14 protein-coding genes and 3 pseudogenes are annotated in these 19,157 nt (G+C 49.6%); 2 read left to right on the top strand and 15 right to left on the bottom strand.

Going from position 1 to position 19,157, the window contains the following annotated elements:
• Window positions 1-15: 15 nt before the first annotated feature.
• The gene (locus tag AB2L51_RS14015; protein ID WP_395582932.1) at window positions 16-321 is read right to left on the bottom strand and encodes a hypothetical protein; all 306 of its coding nucleotides are present in this window, start codon (window positions 319-321) and stop codon (window positions 16-18) included.
• Between the two features lie 191 nt (window positions 322-512).
• Complete coding sequence (locus tag AB2L51_RS14010) at window positions 513-1,913, bottom strand: sensor histidine kinase (RefSeq protein ID WP_395582933.1); 1,401 nt, start codon at window positions 1,911-1,913, stop codon at window positions 513-515.
• 202 nt (window positions 1,914-2,115) lie between these two features.
• Between AB2L51_RS14010 and AB2L51_RS14005 the strand changes: the two genes are divergently transcribed.
• On the top strand, window positions 2,116-2,820 hold the full coding sequence (locus tag AB2L51_RS14005; protein WP_395582934.1) for a response regulator transcription factor: 705 nt from the start codon (window positions 2,116-2,118) through the stop codon (window positions 2,818-2,820).
• A 259-nt stretch (window positions 2,821-3,079) separates the two neighbouring features.
• Here the strand turns inward: AB2L51_RS14005 and AB2L51_RS14000 are convergent, their stop codons facing one another.
• The 9 genes and pseudogenes from AB2L51_RS14000 to AB2L51_RS13960 all read right to left on the bottom strand — a co-directional run.
• Window positions 3,080-4,678 (bottom strand): B12-binding domain-containing radical SAM protein, encoded by a 1,599-nt coding sequence (locus AB2L51_RS14000; protein ID WP_395582935.1) that lies wholly within the window; start codon window positions 4,676-4,678, stop codon window positions 3,080-3,082.
• A gap of 488 nt (window positions 4,679-5,166) precedes the next feature.
• Entirely contained in the window at window positions 5,167-6,519 is a 1,353-nt protein-coding gene (locus AB2L51_RS13995; RefSeq protein WP_395582936.1) for a sensor histidine kinase, read from the bottom strand.
• Complete coding sequence (locus tag AB2L51_RS13990) at window positions 6,516-7,190, bottom strand: response regulator transcription factor (RefSeq protein WP_395582937.1); 675 nt, start codon at window positions 7,188-7,190, stop codon at window positions 6,516-6,518. The genes AB2L51_RS13995 and AB2L51_RS13990 overlap by 4 nt, the downstream gene beginning before the upstream one ends.
• Complete coding sequence (locus AB2L51_RS13985; RefSeq protein ID WP_395582938.1) at window positions 7,190-10,261, bottom strand: efflux RND transporter permease subunit; 3,072 nt, start codon at window positions 10,259-10,261, stop codon at window positions 7,190-7,192. Before AB2L51_RS13985 ends, AB2L51_RS13990 begins: the two co-directional genes overlap by 1 nt.
• The gene (locus AB2L51_RS13980) at window positions 10,261-11,412 is read right to left on the bottom strand and encodes an efflux RND transporter periplasmic adaptor subunit (protein ID WP_395582939.1); all 1,152 of its coding nucleotides are present in this window, start codon (window positions 11,410-11,412) and stop codon (window positions 10,261-10,263) included. Before AB2L51_RS13980 ends, AB2L51_RS13985 begins: the two co-directional genes overlap by 1 nt.
• Window positions 11,409-12,599: a TolC family protein gene (locus tag AB2L51_RS13975; RefSeq protein WP_395582940.1), complete on the bottom strand. Its 1,191-nt coding sequence runs from the start codon at window positions 12,597-12,599 to the stop codon at window positions 11,409-11,411. Before AB2L51_RS13975 ends, AB2L51_RS13980 begins: the two co-directional genes overlap by 4 nt.
• A 64-nt stretch (window positions 12,600-12,663) precedes the next feature.
• A complete protein-coding gene (locus AB2L51_RS13970) occupies window positions 12,664-13,179 on the bottom strand; it encodes a hypothetical protein (RefSeq protein ID WP_400922439.1) in 516 nt (171 codons plus the stop codon).
• A gap of 826 nt (window positions 13,180-14,005) precedes the next feature.
• A complete protein-coding gene (locus AB2L51_RS13965) occupies window positions 14,006-15,433 on the bottom strand; it encodes a glycosyltransferase family 39 protein (RefSeq protein WP_395582941.1) in 1,428 nt (475 codons plus the stop codon).
• Window positions 15,434-15,845: 412 nt separating this feature from the next.
• Window positions 15,846-16,240: pseudogene (locus AB2L51_RS13960) on the bottom strand (integrase core domain-containing protein); the annotation flags it as partial.
• A gap of 78 nt (window positions 16,241-16,318) precedes the next feature.
• Here AB2L51_RS13960 and AB2L51_RS13955 point away from each other — a divergent pair.
• A pseudogene (locus tag AB2L51_RS13955) lies at window positions 16,319-17,082 on the top strand (IS5 family transposase).
• Here AB2L51_RS13955 and AB2L51_RS13950 read toward each other — a convergent pair.
• The 4 genes and pseudogenes from AB2L51_RS13950 to AB2L51_RS13935 form a co-directional block, all read right to left on the bottom strand.
• Window positions 17,072-17,861: pseudogene (locus AB2L51_RS13950) on the bottom strand (IS5 family transposase). The pseudogenes AB2L51_RS13955 and AB2L51_RS13950 overlap by 11 nt on opposite strands.
• 65 nt (window positions 17,862-17,926) lie before the next feature.
• A complete protein-coding gene (locus tag AB2L51_RS13945; RefSeq protein WP_395582944.1) occupies window positions 17,927-18,553 on the bottom strand; it encodes a hypothetical protein in 627 nt (208 codons plus the stop codon).
• On the bottom strand, window positions 18,540-18,830 hold the full coding sequence (locus tag AB2L51_RS13940; protein WP_395582945.1) for a hypothetical protein: 291 nt from the start codon (window positions 18,828-18,830) through the stop codon (window positions 18,540-18,542). Before AB2L51_RS13940 ends, AB2L51_RS13945 begins: the two co-directional genes overlap by 14 nt.
• 96 nt (window positions 18,831-18,926) lie before the next feature.
• Window positions 18,927-19,157 (bottom strand): transposase (locus tag AB2L51_RS13935; protein ID WP_400922434.1); only part of this gene is annotated, 231 nt, incomplete at its 5' end.

Here is a 19,157-nt window from a genome sequence, read left to right as displayed (position 1 = left end):
CCACTCCTCCAGTCATCACACAAGAGATGGAATCACAGAAAAAGGCCCAAAACCAGAGGGTTCTTCGAACCCTCCACCTGCAAACGGTAATGCCGTAGGAGCAAAATGACGGACAATGTCCCACCGGATTGCATGCCTGAAGGAGAGAATGCGGGCTGCGGAACTGGCGGCTGTGCCGATCGACAGGGTTGCAGGCACTTGGTTACCCGGCAATGCCAACCCCAGCAGGGGTATCAGAATAAGTCCTGCTCCACCGCCGGATACAGCGCTCAGGCCAAATGCTGCGGTTGATGCAACCAGAATAAGGAACCAGAGGAACATTGGTTATCAGACCCCGGATGTTGGTTCCTGCATATTGGGAGACTGCATGCAATTGCGTCTCAAAATGCAGGTGGTGCACCACATCTGGCTCAGGCCTCTGGTGGTGTCAGCTTACAATCCCCCAATCTTCTGCCAAAGTGCGGTTAGGATAGGTGATATCCATAATAGCATCCACGATAAATCATGATTTTTTATGGTGTTTTTATAGGTAGTGAGATCATGCACCGCAAACCGGGTTTATTATCGCGCAGGGTAATTGTGCCTGCATGCAGTTGTATGATCGCTTTGACCATGCTTAGCCCAAGTCCATTGCCATCATGCGTGCGGCTTGTATCCAGCCGGACAAAACGATCAAAAACCCGCAGCATGGCCTCGTCCGGAATACCGGGGCCGTTGTCGGTTATTTCTATGTGGATATTGTTGTCCATTACCTTAATGGCTGCTGTCATGGTGGTCTGGTTGGGGGTGTGCTGTATGGCGTTTTCAATCAGGTTGGAAAAAGCCTGCCGCAAAAGCACCGGATGCCCAATAATGGCAGGGCAGGCTGGCATGGGTGGGGCGAGCAAGTGCTGTCCATGGTCTTCTATGACGGAACGATAGGGTTCCAGCACGGATTCCAGCAGTTGGGCAGGGTCGAGAAGTTCCATTTCCTTATTCCATGCACCGGCTTCAAGCTGGGCGAGTTTGAGCAGGGAGGAAAATATTTCCAGTGCTGCATCCAGTTCCATAATCGCAAGCTCGACCTGCTCCTGCATGTTTTCGGCCGGTAAACGGGCCAGACTGGCGCGTTCAAGGTTCTGGCGCATGCGGGCCAATGGGCGGCGCATGTCATGTGCGATGTCATTGGAAACCTGTTTTAGGCTGGCAATCAGGAGTTCATTCCGATCAAGCATGGCATTGAGGCTTTCCGAGAGATGGTCAAGCTCATCATTGGTGCCACGCAGGGGAATACGGCGCGACATGTCCCCCTGCATAATGCTGCGCGCCGTTCTGTTTATGGTTTCGATCCACTTCAGAATCAGGTTGCTCAGAAAAAGACCACCAGCCATTCCCATCAGCCCAAAACCTGCAACTCCCCATAGGAGTGTGGTCCACAAAGCATGCTGTAGATGCGTCAGGGGGGAGGCATCCATGCCTACAAAGTAATAACCGCCATCATCCAGAAGGTAGCCTATGCCGTAAACAATGTTCTGGTTTGCTTCCTTTGGCAGGCGGTGGGACCAGGTTAGCCAGCGTTCCCCTGCTATAGGTTCCAGGCGCAGCATATTACCCGTAACAACTGCCTGACCGGGGTCTTGGAGAAGGTAATGAAAGCCGGGTTCATGTTCGATCAGCCCCTGCACAACAGGCAGGAGGTGACGTACATCTGCCATGCCTGCATCTGCAAATGTCTCGTGACCCTCGTTTTCTACCGCCTGACGGATTTGCTGGCGCAGGGTGGACTGGCTGTAAAGGCCGGATGTTACGGTCATAACCGTGCCGCCCAGTATAAAAAGACCGGTAAACAGCGTGACAATACGAAACGATGTTGTGGCCATGATACGCCGTGCCGCGGCACTCTGGCGTTTGAAGGATTTGTTCCTGAATCTCATGAAGTACAATGACACATTGCCGTAATCTCGCAAGGTATGCAGGAGAGGGTGTGTCCCAGATAGAGTGATTGATAAATTAAAAAATTCCCAATCATGACCGGTTTTGTATCATAGATGGTGCCATAGAGCACTGATCCTGATACCGTAAGACAGAAATGAGTCGCTTTCAGTAAGATGCAAAACTGGTGATTGGTCTATAGTCATGGCATCGGTCACACGCTCCCGCCTGCTTTTGGTTGAAGATGACCCTGTTACGACGGATTACCTCCAACAGGGACTGGAAAAAAGCGGGATTGATGTCGTCTCCGTGACAAACGGAAATGACGGATCGCATTATGCGCTCTCCCGGCCTTGGGATATCATTATTCTGGACCGGATGTTGCCGGGTCTGGACGGGCTGACCATTCTTATGCGTATGCGCACTCAGAACATTATGACACCCGTGCTGTTCTTGACCACCATGGACGATGTGCCAAGCCGCGTAGCCGGTTTACGGCATGGTGCGGATGACTACATGGTTAAACCTTTTGCCTTGCCTGAACTCGTTGCACGTGTGCAGGTTCTGCTCCGCCGAATATCCTCTTTCCGGAATACGGCAACCCTGAATGTAGATGATGTAGAGCTGAATCTGCTGACACTGGTAGTGACCCGTAATGGAGAGAAAATTCTTCTGCAACCACAGGAGTTCAAGCTCCTTGAATATTTTATGCGTAATGCCGGAACAGTTCTTTCCCGCCAGATGTTGCTGAAAGATGTCTGGGATATGGATTTTCCGGTTCGCACAAATATTGTTGAAACACATGTTTGTCGCCTGCGGGAAAAACTGGGGCAGGATGCTCCCCCTCTGCTTCATACCGTCAGAGGGAGTGGTTATGTTATGAGCGCGAACTTGAGTGATACTGTTTAATATAGCTGGAATGCCCGCCTGCCTTTCAATAAGGTTCATGATCATGGAGCAGGAATAGCGGATGATACTGACAAAGTGTGGATTGTAATAAATATTACTTTAAAAAATATAGTAAAATCAAAAAAATATCCATTTTATCAGTTCCAGGTATATTTTCATGAGCGGAATGATATCCGTGCACTGCAATTTGTATAAAAGGCGCTTTAACGTAAAATACATACCACAATGATGCTGCATCACGCTTACTTCTTCGAACAGGTCAGGCTGGTATAAGTTGTGGTTCAATGAGATGCTTAAGGGGCGGTGCATGCCAGAGACCACGGTCTATATCCGCAATTTCTCGGTCAATTTCGGCAATGACCTGTCGTGAAAAAGGACCAAGGTGCAAGTAAAGTGCGCTTGTCATAATAACGTACGGCAAGGCTTTTGGGTTATGCAAGGCGCAGTCCAGCAACATGCGCCAGAATGACCCGGCAGTGCCCGGTCCTGCTTGATGAATACGGGTGATAAGCCGGACAAAGCTGCGCAGATCTCCCTTTATCATCCTGTGGGCGCGTTCACGCCTTAACATCCGGCCAAGTCTGCGTACGCGCCCAAAATAAGCTGCTGGTGCATAGATTGTTGCCAGAACAGTCCTGTAGTCGTTTAATATATCCTGACGTGGACGCTTTGTTTTAAAATTCAGACCTGCCGTGCATTGATCTCCAGACAGTGTTTGTTCATCGCCGGAAAAAAGACGCCCTTCGGCCAATAGACGGCGTGTTAGCTGGGTTGTGGGCAAGGCATACAGCAGGCCGACCATACAGACCGGGATTGATGTTTCTTCAATGCAGTCAATCATACCTTGGGCTACACTGTCTTTTTCACTATCAAACCCGACAATGAACCCCGCATTAACGAAAATCCCGACCCCGTGGATTGTTTCAATGCTTTGTTGCAGGCTGCGCCGCGTGTTCTGCTTTTTCTGCATCAGCACAAGGGAATCCGTATCCGGGCTTTCTATCCCAACAAAAATAGCAAAGAAGTTGGTGTCAGACAGGCTGCGCAACAGCTCAGGATCATCAGCAAGATTGATCGATGCTTCAGTTGAAAATTCAAAGGGGAAGTTTTTCTTTTTTTGCCAGCGTTTGAGATCTGGCAGGAATGTCTTTAATGCTTTTTTGTTACCAATAAGGTTATCATCAACAAAATCCACATGTCCACGATAGCCAAGCGTGTACAAGGCATCAAGTTCAGCTATGACCTGCGCATTGGTTTTGGTACGGGGGACCCGGCCATACAGTTCAATAATATCACAGAATTCGCAGCTGAACGGACATCCCCGCGAAAACTGAATACCAACATGCAGGTACTGGTTGAGTTTCAGCAGGTCAAAACGGGGGAGAGGGCTTTTTGTAACATCTGTTTTGCCCATTGGAGCTTTGAATGTACCGCGTCTTTCACCACGTTGCCAGGCAGTGATAAAGTCGGCCATGATTTCCTCAGCTTCGCCCAGCACCTGAAAGTTGGCAGTGCTGTAGAGGGAAGGACTGGACGTGACATCCGGCCCACCGACCACTACTGGTTTACCATGGGTGCGACACATCTCGATCAGAAAGAGAGTATCATTGCGTTGGGGCAGCATGCCACCAGTCATCACGATATCCGCCCAGTCAAGATCCGTATCGGCCAGTTCTTCGGTATTACGGTTGACCAGCCTTACTTCCCAATTTTCAGGGAGCAAGGCCGCAACGGTAATGAGACCGAGCGGTGCGGCCGGGTAGCGTGCACCGGTCAGAGCACAGGTTTCCTTGTAATTCCAGAATGACCCTGCGTTGAAAAGCGGAAAGATCATCAGGATCTTGCACGGACTGGTCATGCTACAAACCGCCATTGTTGCAAGGTTGTCCGATAGTCAGTGCAGGTAAGCTGCCATTTATTTTGTAACCCAGTCATGATTGATTTTATTCCAGTTTCTGTATGAAGGCCGCACGCAAACAACTACTTATTATTTTGTGAATTATTTTCTTTAATATAAGAAGTTATTGTGAAAAACTTACATACTGATCTGTTATTATTTATAATAGAAATCTACAGCATTATTTATCAACACACAATATGCTTGTACAAAGATTGGGGTTTATTAATTCAGACCACGGAAGTGAGAAAAAGCACTTTTGTAATGTGGATATGTAGAGATGTTACCGGTCTTTTGCGTGTTTGCGGTTCCTGCCTTTAACCCAGTGGCAGCGGATATGGGAGTGAGTATATACAGGCCACCAGTTCTCTGGTCGGGATTCGTTTGCGAGGAAAAGTCAGGAGCAGAATGATCATGTCCTGATCAGGCATGACTGTTGGCCGCCTGTCTCAATCACCCTGTTCTTCATTCTGGATTTCCAGATCCGGAAAGCAGATGGAAACACCAAAACCACGTGTTGTTCCGACAAGAGGAGAGCATAGCAAGAGTGTAGCGTCCATTTGTTTGGCAATATTACTGGCAATAGCCAGCCCCAGCCCACTACCATGCACTGCATGAGCACCCCGTACAAACGGATTTGTCAATCTGGCCAGAGTTTCTGGAGGTAAAGCAACACAATCATTTGTAATGTCAATGCAACCATCGGGCAAAACCGTTACAATAACAGGTGTTGCCGCATGACGGTGCAGCAGGGCATTTTCCAGAAGATTACGGATCAGAATACCCGTGGCATCCATGTCGCCATAGACAAATATTTTTGATATTTCGTTTGTTTTTAAAATAATCTGCACATCACCATACACGTTGCAGGAAAGGTCATCGACCAGAACATGTATGACAGCCAAAAGATCAAAACGGTCTCGGCGGAATGCAATACCGGAGGATGCGCGTGATAATTGCAGCAGTTTTTCTACAGTCCGGGCCAGTCTGCGGGTCCGGCTGGCGATGAGTTCCACCCGCTCCTCCAGTTCCGAGCCAGCGGGGAGCATGCGGCCAAGCATTTGCACCTGCGCCATAAGTGCACCCAGTGGGTTCCGAAGTTCATGTGCTGCACTGGCGGCAAAAGCACGTTCAGTCGATAAGGCAGTTTCCAGTCGTTCCATAAGCGTGTTGACGGAACGCTGGATGGGGAGCAGCTCATCTGGCAGGTTCAGGGAGAGAATGGGACGGAGGTTCCCGCTCCCACGGGCGCGCATTTCATCGTGCAGACGGTCCATGGGGCGCAGGGCCCGATGCACAATCAGGCGCACCAGCAGCCAGATGACCGGCATAAAAAGCAGCATCGGGACAATGGAAATCATGATTGCCCGGCGGACGGCCTCCCGCCGGTGGAACATAGGCTCCCCCACAAGAACATGGTAGTGATCAGCCGAGGGGGCTGCAACATAAACACGAAACTGCGCCACGTTGACAAACCCGACCTTGCCATCCTGCACAAACGGAGTGGTGGGGGCATTCTGGGAGCGCAGCACAACATGCCCTGCATCATCCAGCACCTGATAGGCCAGTGTCCGGGGGCCAACTTCTGGCAACCATGCGACGGAAACGGAGGTCTGGTTGCGTATCCGGTCCGCTACAATTGTCTGCAGGCGTTCAGAAACTTCCTGCAAGGAATTATCCAGTCTTTCCGTCACCTCATAGCGGGTAAACCCGCCCACGGCCGTGCTCAGCAGCAGCATGCCCAGCATGACCACCATCAATATGCCGCTGACAATGCGTGTTGAAAGCTTCCAGCTTTTCATGCGTTGTGCTTCTTGTCATTCAGGCAGTACCCACGGCCACGTATGGTTCGTATGACTGTATTCCCTATTTTTCTGCGTAGACGGCTGATAAAAACCTCCACGGTGTTACTGTCCACCTCATGATCGAGGGCGTAGAGTGCAGTATCAATCTGCTGGCGCGAATAAATCCTGCCCGGATTACGCGACAGCAGTTCCATGATAGCCCACTCACGAGCGGTCAGATCCAGTCTCTGGTTATTGCGTGAGACAGATTGGTTTTCGCGGTCAATGGTCAGTTCACCAAGGTGATGGATCACCTGCTTACGGGGTGCAACATATCTGCGCGCGACAGCCGCAATCCGCGCGACCAGTTCGTTCAGATCATATGGTTTGACAATATAATCATCCGCCCCATCAGACAGGCCGGTAATCCGGTCACTAATCTGGTCTTCTGCTGTGGTAATCAGGATGGCAACATTACGCGATGTCTGGCGGATTTCACGCAGTAATTCGCGTCCATGGCCATCTGGCAATCCCATATCCAGCAAAATGAAGTCATACTCTACCGCAGCAAGGGCTGCCCGGGCGTCCTCCAGTGTCATGAACCAGTCCACGGCATGCCCTTCCAGACCAATCCGTTCCTGTACCGCCGCGCCTAGATCCTGTTCATCTTCAACGATAAGGATACGCATTAACTCTGCTCCTTTTCCCGCACGGTCCGGGCATATAGCAAGGGGAGCACCAGAAGCGTCAGCAGAGTGGAGGATACAAGCCCGCCGATGACAACACTGGCCAATGGCCGTTCAACTTCTGCTCCGGCACTCTGGGAAAACGCCATAGGGAAAAATCCGAGGCTTGCCACAAGAGCCGTAGCCATGACCGGCCGGAAGCGCGACTGGGCAGCCCTGAAAGCAGCCTGGGCAACCTGCATGCCTCTGGCGCGCAAAGCTGATATTTCACTGACCAGCACAACACCATTGAGAATAGCAACGCCAAACAGGGCAATGAACCCGATACCCGCGGAAATACTGAACGGCATTCCCCTGAGTGTGAGGGCAATAACGCCGCCGGTTGCAGCCACTGGCAGGTTGATAAACACGAGCAGGGCCGGAAGCAGAGCACCAAACGCGAGAACCAGCAACGCAAAGATCAGCCCCAGAGCAATGGGCAGAACAAGCTCCAGCCGACGTGTGGCGGATTGCAGGTTCTGGAACTGCCCCTGCCATTCCATTGTATAACCTGCGGGGAGTTTGACCTCCTGCCTGACGCGGGCCTGTGCCTGCGCCACGTAGGAAGCAAGGTCCCTGCCCCTGACATTGGCCTGTATGACCATGCGCCTGCGCACCCTGTCCCGGCTGATACGTGGCGGGCCGTCCACCTCGTGCACATGCGCAACCTGTGACAGCATGACACGCCCCAGACCATCAGCCCGCCGGATTTGCAGTGTGCTGATGGCAGCAATAGACGCGACCTGGCGGGCATCAAACCGGACCTGAGTGCTGATCATAGCATTACCAACAGTCACGGGGCGTCCTATGTGGCCACCTACGGCTTCTACCGTATCCAGAATATCCTGCATGGCAACATTACGGCTGGCCGCCTGAATGCGATCCACGTCAATGACAATCAGCGGCACGGTGCCATCACCCGCAGGAGCCACGTCTGCTGCTCCCTGCACGCCAGACATGGCCGCAGCCACCTGATCGCCTAATCTGGCAAGGGTTTGCAGGTTGTCACCATAAATGGAAACGGCAATCTGGGTTCTGACACCCGATAGAAGGTCGTCCATACGCATCTGGACAGGCTGGCTCCATGAGTAAAGCGCATCGGGGAGTTCCCGCCGCAGGGTTTCATCCATTGCGGCAACCAGCCCGGCCTGAGTGTGCGCTGTTTTCCAGGTTGAAGGGTCATTGAGGAAAATAAAACTGTCTGTTTCATTCACGCCCATCGGGTCGGTTGGAATGGCGGAGGTGCCGGTATTGCTGACCACGGCCTTGACCTCAGGAAAACGGCGGAGGATCTGCTCTTGCAAAGAGACTGATGCAAGCACCGTGTTTAAGGATGCCGAGGGAAGGCGCGTTGTTGTTACTGTTAGAGCCCCCTCATCCAGTTGGGGAATAAACTCTCCACCCAGTCGCATTGCCAATCCGGCGGAGAGCACCAGAATGGCCAGAGTGCCACCAAACAGAATGCGGGGGTGGCCTTTGCCCCATTTGACCATAGTGGCGTATGGGGCGCGCAGGGTGGTTATCAGATACGTCTCGCCTTTAGGGTGCACGCGCCCCAGCAGCAAAACGGAAAGAACGGGAACACAGGTAAAGCAGTACAGCAGGGAAGCCAGAAGCGCCATAATGACAGTCTGCGCCATAGGGCGAAACATATGCCCTTCTATACCCTGCAACGTAAGCACCGGCAGATACACCATGATGATGACCAGTATGGCAAACCCTACCGGGCGTATGACCTGCTGTACGGATGAGATAACCAGAGCCGTGAAGTCCACATCAGGTTCTTCTTCCCGCCGTGCGAGAATATGCTCGACAACAACAAGAGAGCCATCAACAATCATGCCGAAGTCAATGGCGCCGAGGCTCAGAAGATTGGCTGAAATGCCAAAATACCGCATGCCAGCCATGGTTGTGACAAGAGCTACCGGAATAACGGATGCAATAACCAGAGCTGCCCGCCAGTTGCCGATCACAACAACCAGCACGCCCAGCACCAGCACGGCCCCCATAAGCAGGTTGTCACGCACTGTGGCAATGGTTGTGTCGGTCAGTGTGGCGCGTGTATAATAGGGGTCAAGCGTAACGCCTTCCGGCAGGGACTGCCGGATGCGCGGCAGGGCATCTTTTATGGCAGCCAGCGTTGCATTCGAGCTTGCCCCGCTTTCCATCATCACCACACCAATGACGATTTCACCCTGTCCGTCGCGGGTGACTGCACCAAGGCGGGTGCGCATTCCCATGCCTACATGCCCAAGGTCCCGCAGCCGCAGGATGGAACCATCGCTATTGCTCCGGACCGGGATGTTTCCAAAATCACTCAGGCTGCGCACCAGCCCACGACCGACAACAATCTGCTGTTCGGCATGGTGTGTAATCCACCCGCCACCAGATGCGGCGTTGTTGCCATCCACAGCGCGGTAGACGTCTCCAGCAGAAAGATTGCTGGCAATCAGCCGTGCCTGATCCAGCGTGACCTCATATGTTTCCTCGCCACCCCCGTTCACGTTTACATCCACCACACCGGGCACCAGACGCATCTGGGGCACCACTACCCAGTTCATCAGGCGGTTCAGTTCTGTAAGTGAACGTCCCGCTCCCTTGATCTGGAACTGCATGATCTCACCCATGCCGGTAGCAAGTGGCCCCATGCTGAGTGTAATACCGGGAACAGATATGGTCGCACGGGCCTGCTGGATACGTTCATTAACACGTGTGCGGTCGAGGTTGATGTCCGTATCATCAGCGAACTGTGCGTAAACGACCGAAACCCCACTGCGGGAAACAGAGCGTAGATCCGTCATGCCGGGAATGCCGGTCATGCTCGTTTCCACGGGGAATGTAATCAGTTTTTCCACCTCTTCGGTCGCAAGGCCGGGAGCGACAACGGACACAAGGACCTGCTTGGGTGAAATGTCGGGCACGGCCTCCACCGGCAGACCCATGACCACCATAACCCCGGCAGCCATGAACAGGCCCAGCCCTCCCATGACCAGCAGACGGCTGCGCAGCAGCGCGTGCAGGTATTTGCGTACCATCAGTCCGCGTCCATTCCGGCCAGTTCCACAACGGAGCGCAATGCAAAGCTGCCATGGGCTACAACATGTTCCCCTTCCTTCAGCCCTGCGTGGATAACGGCCTGCTCACCATTGTCCATGGCGACATCCACCATAACCGGACGGTAATGTGTGTTGTCTTTCTGGACAAACACAACGGACTGGCCAGCAATTTTCTGTATGGCTTCGGAGGGCACGACAAGCCCCCGGACACCGTCTTTTTCGGAAAGTGTTCCATTGAGCACCATACCGGGCACCAGTGTACCAGTCGGGTTGGGTACAATGCTGATCAGCCTGACCAGCCCCGTAAGGGGACTGGCCATTGCGCCTACCGTATTGATGCGTGAGATAACCGGCCCTGCTGTTGTCTCCGTGCTCTGCCGGGCACCGGGCTGAGTGTGCGCTGCCTGCTCCGGCGTCACATCGGAGACGATCCATACGGAGGAAAGGTCCGCCAGTGTCATGACATCCTGTGCGGGAGAAAGGTCCGCCGCAACGCTAACATCCAGTGTCTGCACCACTCCATCCACAGGGGCAATCAGGGTGGACGTTTCGTCCCGGCCTTTACGTGCGCCCTGTTCCGAAACCGAGTTGAACTCCTCCTTGAAGCGATGGCCCAGCGTATCGGCATCGGCCTGACGGGTCCGCACATTGGCATTGGCCTGCGCCAGCGCATCCTGTCTGCGGTGTAACTCGGCAATGGATACGGCCTGCCCCGCTAGAAGTTGTGCACGCTGTACAGCCTGTGCCGCATCATGCTGTGCTGCAATGGCAGCATTCAGGGCTGCCTGTGTCTGTGCGTCCTGCAACTGGGCGACATGCAAGGAATGGTCCTGATAACGCAGTAATGGCTGTCCGTAGCGCACATGTGTTCCGGGCTGGACCAGCACCGCGAGCACCTTACCATTGCCTGCGGGGTGAATGTGCACAAGCCGCGTGGTGTCAGGCATGACCTGACAGACGACCGGTATGGTTGGAAAAACCATGCCAGATTCAACGGTAAAGACCGTAATCCCTTCATGGCTGACTGCCGCAGCATCAAGAGAGATATCGGCCGGTAATGCCTGTTCTGCGGCACAGGCGACAAACTGCGGGAAGGCGCTTGCAAAGCAAAGGAGCAAAAGTTTTTTCATGGCACAACGCCCATGGCAAGCAGCATGCGGATGGTTGCAACGCGCCATTCTATGTCTGCCCGCGCACTGGCCATCTGGGCGTTGCAGGCTTCCTGCCGGGCCTGCAGGGCCATATTCAAGGTGACCTCACCAACCTGCCATGCCCGTTCCTGCGCCACGGCACGTTTTTCCAGACTGTCTGCGGCTGTGCGCATGGTCTGCCGGGCGGTTGCTGCCGCCATGAGACGCTCGCGGACCCGCGTAATTTCCAGATGCACCATACGGCGCGCCTGTATTTCCTCACTATTGGCCGTGGCCAGCCGGTTGCTGGCTTCGGACATAATGGGCGTATTACGCACTTCACTCGGCAACGGAACACTGAAGTTGATACCAACACGGTCATCCCAGGGGCTGCCGTATTGTTTTTCATGGATGGCATCAATGCCAATTTCGGGATTAGGCATAAAAGACCGGCGCGCCAGCTTCATGTTTGCTTCCGCTGCCTCAACATTATGGCGCACGACTTTTATGCGCGGGTCGTTCTCTTCCATATCATGAGAGTCCACAAAACGTGCATGTGCCAGCCCATCACCACTACTGAAATCCACTTCACTGGCGCGCCCCAGCAGGACTTCCTGCTCGGCAAGAGCATTATTCATGGACTCTTGCGCCAGGGTCTGTTCATTGCGGGCATTTTCCATTCCTGCCTGTGCCATCTGGCTGTCAGAAAGAGCCAGTTCGCCTGCATGCACTGCGTGCGTCACATTCTGGTTGATCCGGCTTGTGGCGCTGTACAGCGCATTTGCTACATGCAGGCGCGCCTGCGCGATCTGCAATGCGGCGGCGGCGTCCAGCACTTTGATCGAAAGCACCATATGCTCGACATTGAGCTGCTCATTAATGGATTCAGATTCCGCACCCGCGACCTCGCGGGTGGCGCTGCCTTGCCCCGGCAGCCAGAGCGGTACGGACAGACCACCCTGATAGGTTGTGTATCCTTCATTACTGCCTATAGCATGATCATCCAGATACTCGCCCGAGAGTGTTGGCCCGCCCGCAAACCAGGAGCCAGCAGCACTGGCACGCGCTTTGGCGGAATGATGCCCCACCTGAAGTGCCTTACGCACGGGGTCAATGCTCCAGGCCATGCTGACCGCATCATGAAAGGATAACATTTTCTGGGATGTCTGGGCCTCTAGGGAAGACATGCCCGCAATCCAGAAAGCCACCCCCACAAAGAGGAAGGACCACGTTGGATGACTCATGGCGCAATCACTGAGGAATAATGGGCTTGTGATGTGTGATGCGCGCCGCCAGATCGGTCCATAAATTCGTGGTGACGAGGTTTATGTCTGCCTTGACTGAAGCCGGAGATTGTGTGCGGGAAAAAGAGGAGAGAGACATCCGCTCCCCGATAACAAAGCGTCCCTGAGCATAGAGCATGGCAGAGATTGTACCCTGCTGCCCTTGCCCCAAAGGTCGCATGACGGTGATACGCAGATGTGGGGGCGGGACGGCTATAACCGCAAATGCCTGCAATTGCAGTGCGTCGGATGGACAGGCCACACCACCCAATACCGCATCACGCAATACGGAAAAAGGATAACCACCATAAGTGCCATCAATATGAAGGCCAATGCCCTGCCCGGCAGTTTTGCAAATATCATCTGCGGCATCGTCCGCATGGACGGATTGGAGACTTACACAAACCAGACACAGGATCATGACCCCATAACGGGCGAACTGGTTTGCGGTATTTGCCTGTCCTCGTTTTACAGTCACGTTCATAATCACCCTGTTGAAAGTCATAAGCTTCATAACAGGGGAAAATGACGTGAACCTGAACGACATGAAAAAAGTAGAAAATCAGAACAGGAGGGATATTAGAGGCAAACTATCTGCCCAGGGTTTTGTAGAAGATGAAGACCTCCTAAAAAAAATCTGGGGTTTATTTTTTTAATCCTGATTTTTATAAATATTCTTTTTGAAAGAACTAGAAAATTTAGAATTAATCCAACCAAAATAAGATTTGCTTTTTGAACTATATATTAGGCACACCATCAGTTACAGCCAAAGCGGAAAATACATTTCTTGTGAAAAATCTTAAATCCTTCCCTTCTATTCACATACATTGATCTTTTTTGGGGTCGACAGTTTCAGAATCGTCATGCATGAAAGTATTATAAATTTTATCATATACTTCTGGTTTATATGTTGATCCAGTTGTGCTTTTTCATTCATATAAAACCAGTATTTATTTGCGATACCAGCATTGTTGCATACAAACATTTCCCCGGAAAAACACGACGACAAAGGAGATACGACTGACGCTGCAAAAAAATAACAAGGTTATTTTAAGAAAAATCATACAGTCCATAACGGCCTCTCTAGGTCTCTTCTTTATTTCTATAAGGAATCCTGAAAACTCCATTCCATAAAAATTCATAATCAGTATTGTCAGAACAATACTCAGCCCAAACAGAGGCAACGCAATACGTATACCAGGTACATGATAAGTGAGCTGCAACCGTTATGTTCCAAGTGTGAATCTTGTGTTCAGCCCTCCTATTCTTCTAAAAGGAGAATAGGAGGGCTGATATTTTATGAAATAAATCTATTTATTTATTTCATAAAGCTTAAAATATTTATTTGTTATATGTGACGGATACTTATGGTTGTAGGCTTCATAAACAATATGGTAATTTTTATTCATCCACATGCAAATATTATCTTTATTATTATTTATACCACCGCCATCGACTATGTCACAACTTAGAAACGGCATCAGCACGAAATCTGGCTTTTGGCGTAAATCTTGCATGTAATGTTCTTCTGCATTTTTTCCAAAGAAAATATCAATATGGTCATTAAAAAGGAAAGGATCAAATGTTTCTAGGTTTGCAAGATAATATAGAGAATGATCTGACCGAATATTTAAAACTTTTTTGTTTCCTACTATTTTTGAAATTAATGCAGGATTCGTTCGTTCTATACCTTTCATGCTATTAATATTGTGTACTGTTGCTGAAATCATGTAAATAACGGAAAATAGATAAAAAGGTAACATAATCCAAACAGATGATATCTTTCTATATTTGTGTAAGTTTGCCGCTATCGCCATAGCTGGAATAAGAAAAAGAGATGTATAGTGGTCGTAATCATGACCTGACATAATAGCGGCTATTACAGAAAATGAAAACCATAGCGTCAATATACGAGCACGCATATTATTCCAAAAAATATTTTTATTTTTAAACCAAATAATAAGTATTGGATAAATCAATGATATCTTAATGATAACCATTTTCACAGTGAGTAAACGTTCTGACATGCTTGCACTGTAATTTTGGAGAAAATGGTGTTGCATAGAAAAATATGTTAGAAGTTGTCCATGCCCAGAAATTAAAAAAGGCATAAAAATAAGAGCGATACTAATAAATCCGGAACCTATGATAACAATAGAATTATTAATTGACAGAGATTTCGATATGACAAAATATAAAAATATTGGCGCAAGCACACAGCCAGATAGATAGTTTACATTAATTACAATAGACGCAAGAAGTGCAGATATAATTAAATATGAATTTTTCTTCCTCTCTATGCCCAGCGTAAGGAAAATAACAGAAGCCAATGTTATTGGTATTTGTATAACTTCTGTATTTCCAGATAGGTATGCACCTAGTGTTCCTCCGAAAAACACATTAATAAATGTTTGTAAAAATCTGGTTTTGTAAAATTTACTTAATAATCCTGAAGTTATCAATAAGCTAATAAGAGAAAGTATAGCAAATCTACCATTTAAAAAAAATTCTATTTTACACCACACGTAGTAAAAAACGTACACAAGATATGGCTTATGCTCAAATATGTAACCATATGGAAGGATATGATATTGAAATATCCCTTTACCGACTAAAGGATAAAATACAGTATCCCAATCAGAAAATGGTATTAGAAAAAAACTAATAACATATACAAAAGATATAATAGATATTAAAAAAATACCAACACACTTAAGTGCTCGTACGCTATTTAACATATTTAACATCTTCCATATCCACCTATACTGTTTATAAAGAGAAATAAGAAAAATCTTCTTAATTGAATATCTTGGAAAGATCCACATAATTTTATTATAAAATAAAAAATTCCGCGTAATTTATATTTTTATAAAAACAATATCATTAAATCAAATAATGAAGAGTATGCGTATAAATACATATAATTATTAATTAACGTTAATATAACAATACCTATTACACTACTAATTGCGCGATATTTATTCCTCTACACATATGGATATACATTAAATATATAATATTCAGAAGTATCCCCGCCTGTTAGGACAGTTTTGTGGGCTTGATAAGCTATATCCAGTTGTTGTTATGCCGCCATTTTGACGGCGCTGCTGTTGTCCATCTGGTCCGAAGTTAACCCCGGACCAGATGGCGTTAGCGCATCATTATAGCCTCATCAGGTGTATGTCTACTCAGGGCCGTATACGGACTTTGCCCGTTATCATGAGCGATCCATTTCGCAGGCCCCATCCGAAGTTCTGATCCGGTTTCAAATGCATGCAGGTAGACGCATTCGTATTTCAGAGACCGCCACAACCGCCCGATAAAAACATTGTCCAGCCATCACCCGCGCCCGTCAATGCTAATGCGGATCTGACGCTTTTCAGGTGTCCGATGAAACGGGGCGTCATAAACTGGGCCCTCTGCTTCTGGTCAGAATTGAAAATGTCCGGAGCACCATAACGCGTGAGGGCATTTTATTGCACCTCGATACAGAATTCTACGTCCATCTTGTTCGACAGGCGCCGCGACAGCACCCTGCGTGTCGCCCTGGGCTCAGGACCTATTAATTTATTGAATTGGGCGAGAGGTTGTGATTCACAGGTTTAACGATGGAGGGTGGGCCTGTGAGTAATGTGTTTATGCTGTCTGAGAGGCAGATGGAGCGGATTGAGCCGTTTTTCCCTCTGGCGCACGGAGTGCCACGCGTGGATGACCGGCGTGTTCTGAGCGGGATCGTTTATGTCATCCGTAATGGTCTTCAGTGGAAAGACGCCCCGAAAGCGTATGGTCCGCACAAGACTTTGTATAATCGCTTTATCCGGTGGAGCCGCCTGGGTATTTTTGACAGGATTTTTGTTGCCCTGACAGAACAGGCTGGCTGTTCAAAGCGCCTGATGATCGATGCAACACACCTCAAGGCACACCGGACATCGGCGTCCCTGCTCAAAAAGGGGCTTTTCCCCGCCATATCGGACGGACAAAAGGCGGCCTGAACTCAAAACTTCATGCCGTGTGCGATGATCAGGGCCGACCTGTCCGCCTTCATCTGACTGCGGGACAGGTCAGTGACTTCAGAGGCGCAGACGTGCTTCTGGCAGACCTCCCCGATGAGACAGAAGGAAACATCGGGGACAGAGGCTACGACAACAACCAGATCAGGTTATCGCTTGCAGAACGCAATATCACTGCCTGTATTCCCCCGAAAAAGAACAGGAAATCAAAGCCGCCTTACAACTGGCATCTGTATAAAAAGCGCCATCTGATCGAAAACATGTTCGCAAAGCTGAAAGACTGACGACGTGTTGCGACCCGATATGACCGGTGCGCTTATACCTTCATGTCCGCAATCCACATTGCAGCAAGCTTCATCTTCTATCTTAAAGAATGAGTCCTGAGCCTAGAATCAGGACATATAGCCAGAAGATGAAGGTTGCGGCGAGACAGATGACTGAAAAGAAGACAGTTGGGCGTCTGTCGTAGCGGGTTGCGACCTACCGCCAGTTCTTGATTCGTCTGAACATGATCTTGCTGCGATTGCGGCGTTTATATTTTCTCTTATTGCATTTGACCGATTTTCCGCGAGATTTGCGTCCTGGAATGCAGGGCTTTATATCTTTTTCTTTCAGGGTGTCCCTGAACCAGTCGGAGTCATACCTGCGATCTCCCTGCACCTGTTGTGCTGCAGGAAGACTGTCCAGCGAAGCAGCGGCACCGGTATAATCGCTGATCAGCCCCACAGTCATGAAAAAGCTCAGCGGTCATCTGTTCTGATCGGCGGCCGCATGCAGTTTGGTATTCATACCGCCTTTGGTGTGACCGGTCAGGCGGCCTGAATCCCCTTTTATAGCTGCAGGCTCGAAGCCATGCGGTGCACCATGAGATACATCGCATCAATCATAATCGTCTGAGGTTCGGTTTTCGCGGCAGACAGGCCATCCATCATCCGCATAAAAATGCCCATGTCGCCCCAACGCTTCCAGCGGTTTTAGAGCGTCTTGTGTGGACCGTATTCCCGGGATGCATCACGCCAGCGCATACCATCGCGGTTCACAAAAATGATGCGGTTCAGCACACGACGGTCATCGACGAGAGGTTTGCCATGGCTCGTGGGAACGAGCGGCTGCAGACGCTCCATTTGTTCGTCCGTCAGCCAAACAGATTGCTCATCTTTAGTCTCCTCACAGAACCTGAAACAGATTTCCACAATCAAATCCATAGGTCCTGAGCCTAGACTATGGCGAACATTTCTTGATACTACGTACTCCAAACCATGACACATAAGGAACAGTCTGCCCTTCAATGGTAGTTATTTTTTGCATCAACGCAATTTGGCCTCTCTGCTTTGGTGTATCATTATATGCCACCACAATGTACCAGTTTCCTGCGGGAAGATTAGAAAAGACAAAATGACCAACAGATGGACAAATGCTGGGCCCCGCGGCCGGGCAGGAAAGGTGAGGAATGAAAGGCAATACTGATGGATCAACCCAGCGAGAATCATTTACGTTCTTATAATCATTGAGCCGAATACTATAAACCCCCATTTTGTCAGCCAAAACATGCATATACGCACTTTCTGGAAGGAGATCTATTGTGAAGTTTTGCTGAGGAACTTCCTTGAATGAACTTTCTATTGGAGAAGATTCCGTAACTCCCTCAAAAATTTGATAATAACGATATTTTGTAAATTCGGCACCACTGACGCATCCTTTAATGGTCGCATGCCCGGGTTTTTTGGCCCATGCGACTTCATTACTGTTGAATGGTATTTTGGGTGGCGCGGGATGCACACAGCAGCTCAACAGTAACATAGAGAGTAAGGCAAAAAATATTCTTTTGACACTACTATTTTGCATCATTTTTTGCTCTTTCTTCATCCGTTAGATTTGGGTTGGTCATCATTTTCTTTGCATTCTGTAACTCAGTATGTGCATTTCTGACCGAATTTTCGAAACTATTCGTTAAGGAAAGGATTTCTCCGGCTTCGTTTTCTTCAAAATTATTATTCAGCGCATGATTTGCTGACGCTGGATCACGAAGCAGAGCGCCTGAGGTTGAACCGGCTTGAACAGCAATATTCGAACCAATAGCAGACTGGCTTGTTGAGCTCTGCAGGTCTATGAGGGCGGACGCCACACCATTTACGTTTAAATTTCCATCAAAAGTCTTTCTCTTTGTGCCTTCTATTCCTTTACCTGGCCCTGTATTGCCTCCGCTTCCTAGGCTCAGGACTCATTCTTTAAGATAGAAGATGACGCTTGCTGCGATGTGGATTACGGACATGAAGGTATGAGCGCACCGGTCATATCGTGTTGCCACCCGTCGCCAGTCTTTCAGCTTTGCGAACATGTTTTCGATGAGGTGGCGCTTTTTATACAGATGCCAGTTGTAAGGTGGCTTTGATGTCCTGTTCTTCTTCGGCGGAATACAGGCGATGATGTTCCGGTCTGCGAGAGACTGTCT

This window comes from Acetobacter fabarum (assembly GCF_040702925.2).
Classification (GTDB): domain Bacteria; phylum Pseudomonadota; class Alphaproteobacteria; order Acetobacterales; family Acetobacteraceae; genus Acetobacter; species Acetobacter fabarum_B.
Note: the sequence above shows the minus strand (reverse complement) of the source record. Positions and strands in the feature narration are given on the sequence as shown.

Coding starts and splice junctions, on each gene's coding strand:
- AB2L51_RS13970 (WP_400922439.1), bottom strand. CDS start 13,179: ATGAACGTGACTGTAAAACGAGGACAGGCAAATACCGCAAACCAGTTC.
- AB2L51_RS13975 (WP_395582940.1), bottom strand. CDS start 12,599: ATGTCTTCCCTAGAGGCCCAGACATCCCAGAAAATGTTATCCTTTCAT.
- AB2L51_RS13985 (WP_395582938.1), bottom strand. CDS start 10,261: ATGGTACGCAAATACCTGCACGCGCTGCTGCGCAGCCGTCTGCTGGTC.
- AB2L51_RS13965 (WP_395582941.1), bottom strand. CDS start 15,433: ATGTTAAATAGCGTACGAGCACTTAAGTGTGTTGGTATTTTTTTAATA.
- AB2L51_RS14010 (WP_395582933.1), bottom strand. CDS start 1,913: ATGAGATTCAGGAACAAATCCTTCAAACGCCAGAGTGCCGCGGCACGG.
- AB2L51_RS14015 (WP_395582932.1), bottom strand. CDS start 321: ATGTTCCTCTGGTTCCTTATTCTGGTTGCATCAACCGCAGCATTTGGC.
- AB2L51_RS13990 (WP_395582937.1), bottom strand. CDS start 7,190: ATGCGTATCCTTATCGTTGAAGATGAACAGGATCTAGGCGCGGCGGTA.
- AB2L51_RS14000 (WP_395582935.1), bottom strand. CDS start 4,678: ATGACCAGTCCGTGCAAGATCCTGATGATCTTTCCGCTTTTCAACGCA.
- AB2L51_RS14005 (WP_395582934.1), top strand. CDS start 2,116: ATGGCATCGGTCACACGCTCCCGCCTGCTTTTGGTTGAAGATGACCCT.
- AB2L51_RS13995 (WP_395582936.1), bottom strand. CDS start 6,519: ATGAAAAGCTGGAAGCTTTCAACACGCATTGTCAGCGGCATATTGATG.
- AB2L51_RS13945 (WP_395582944.1), bottom strand. CDS start 18,553: ATGATGCAAAATAGTAGTGTCAAAAGAATATTTTTTGCCTTACTCTCT.
- AB2L51_RS13980 (WP_395582939.1), bottom strand. CDS start 11,412: ATGAAAAAACTTTTGCTCCTTTGCTTTGCAAGCGCCTTCCCGCAGTTT.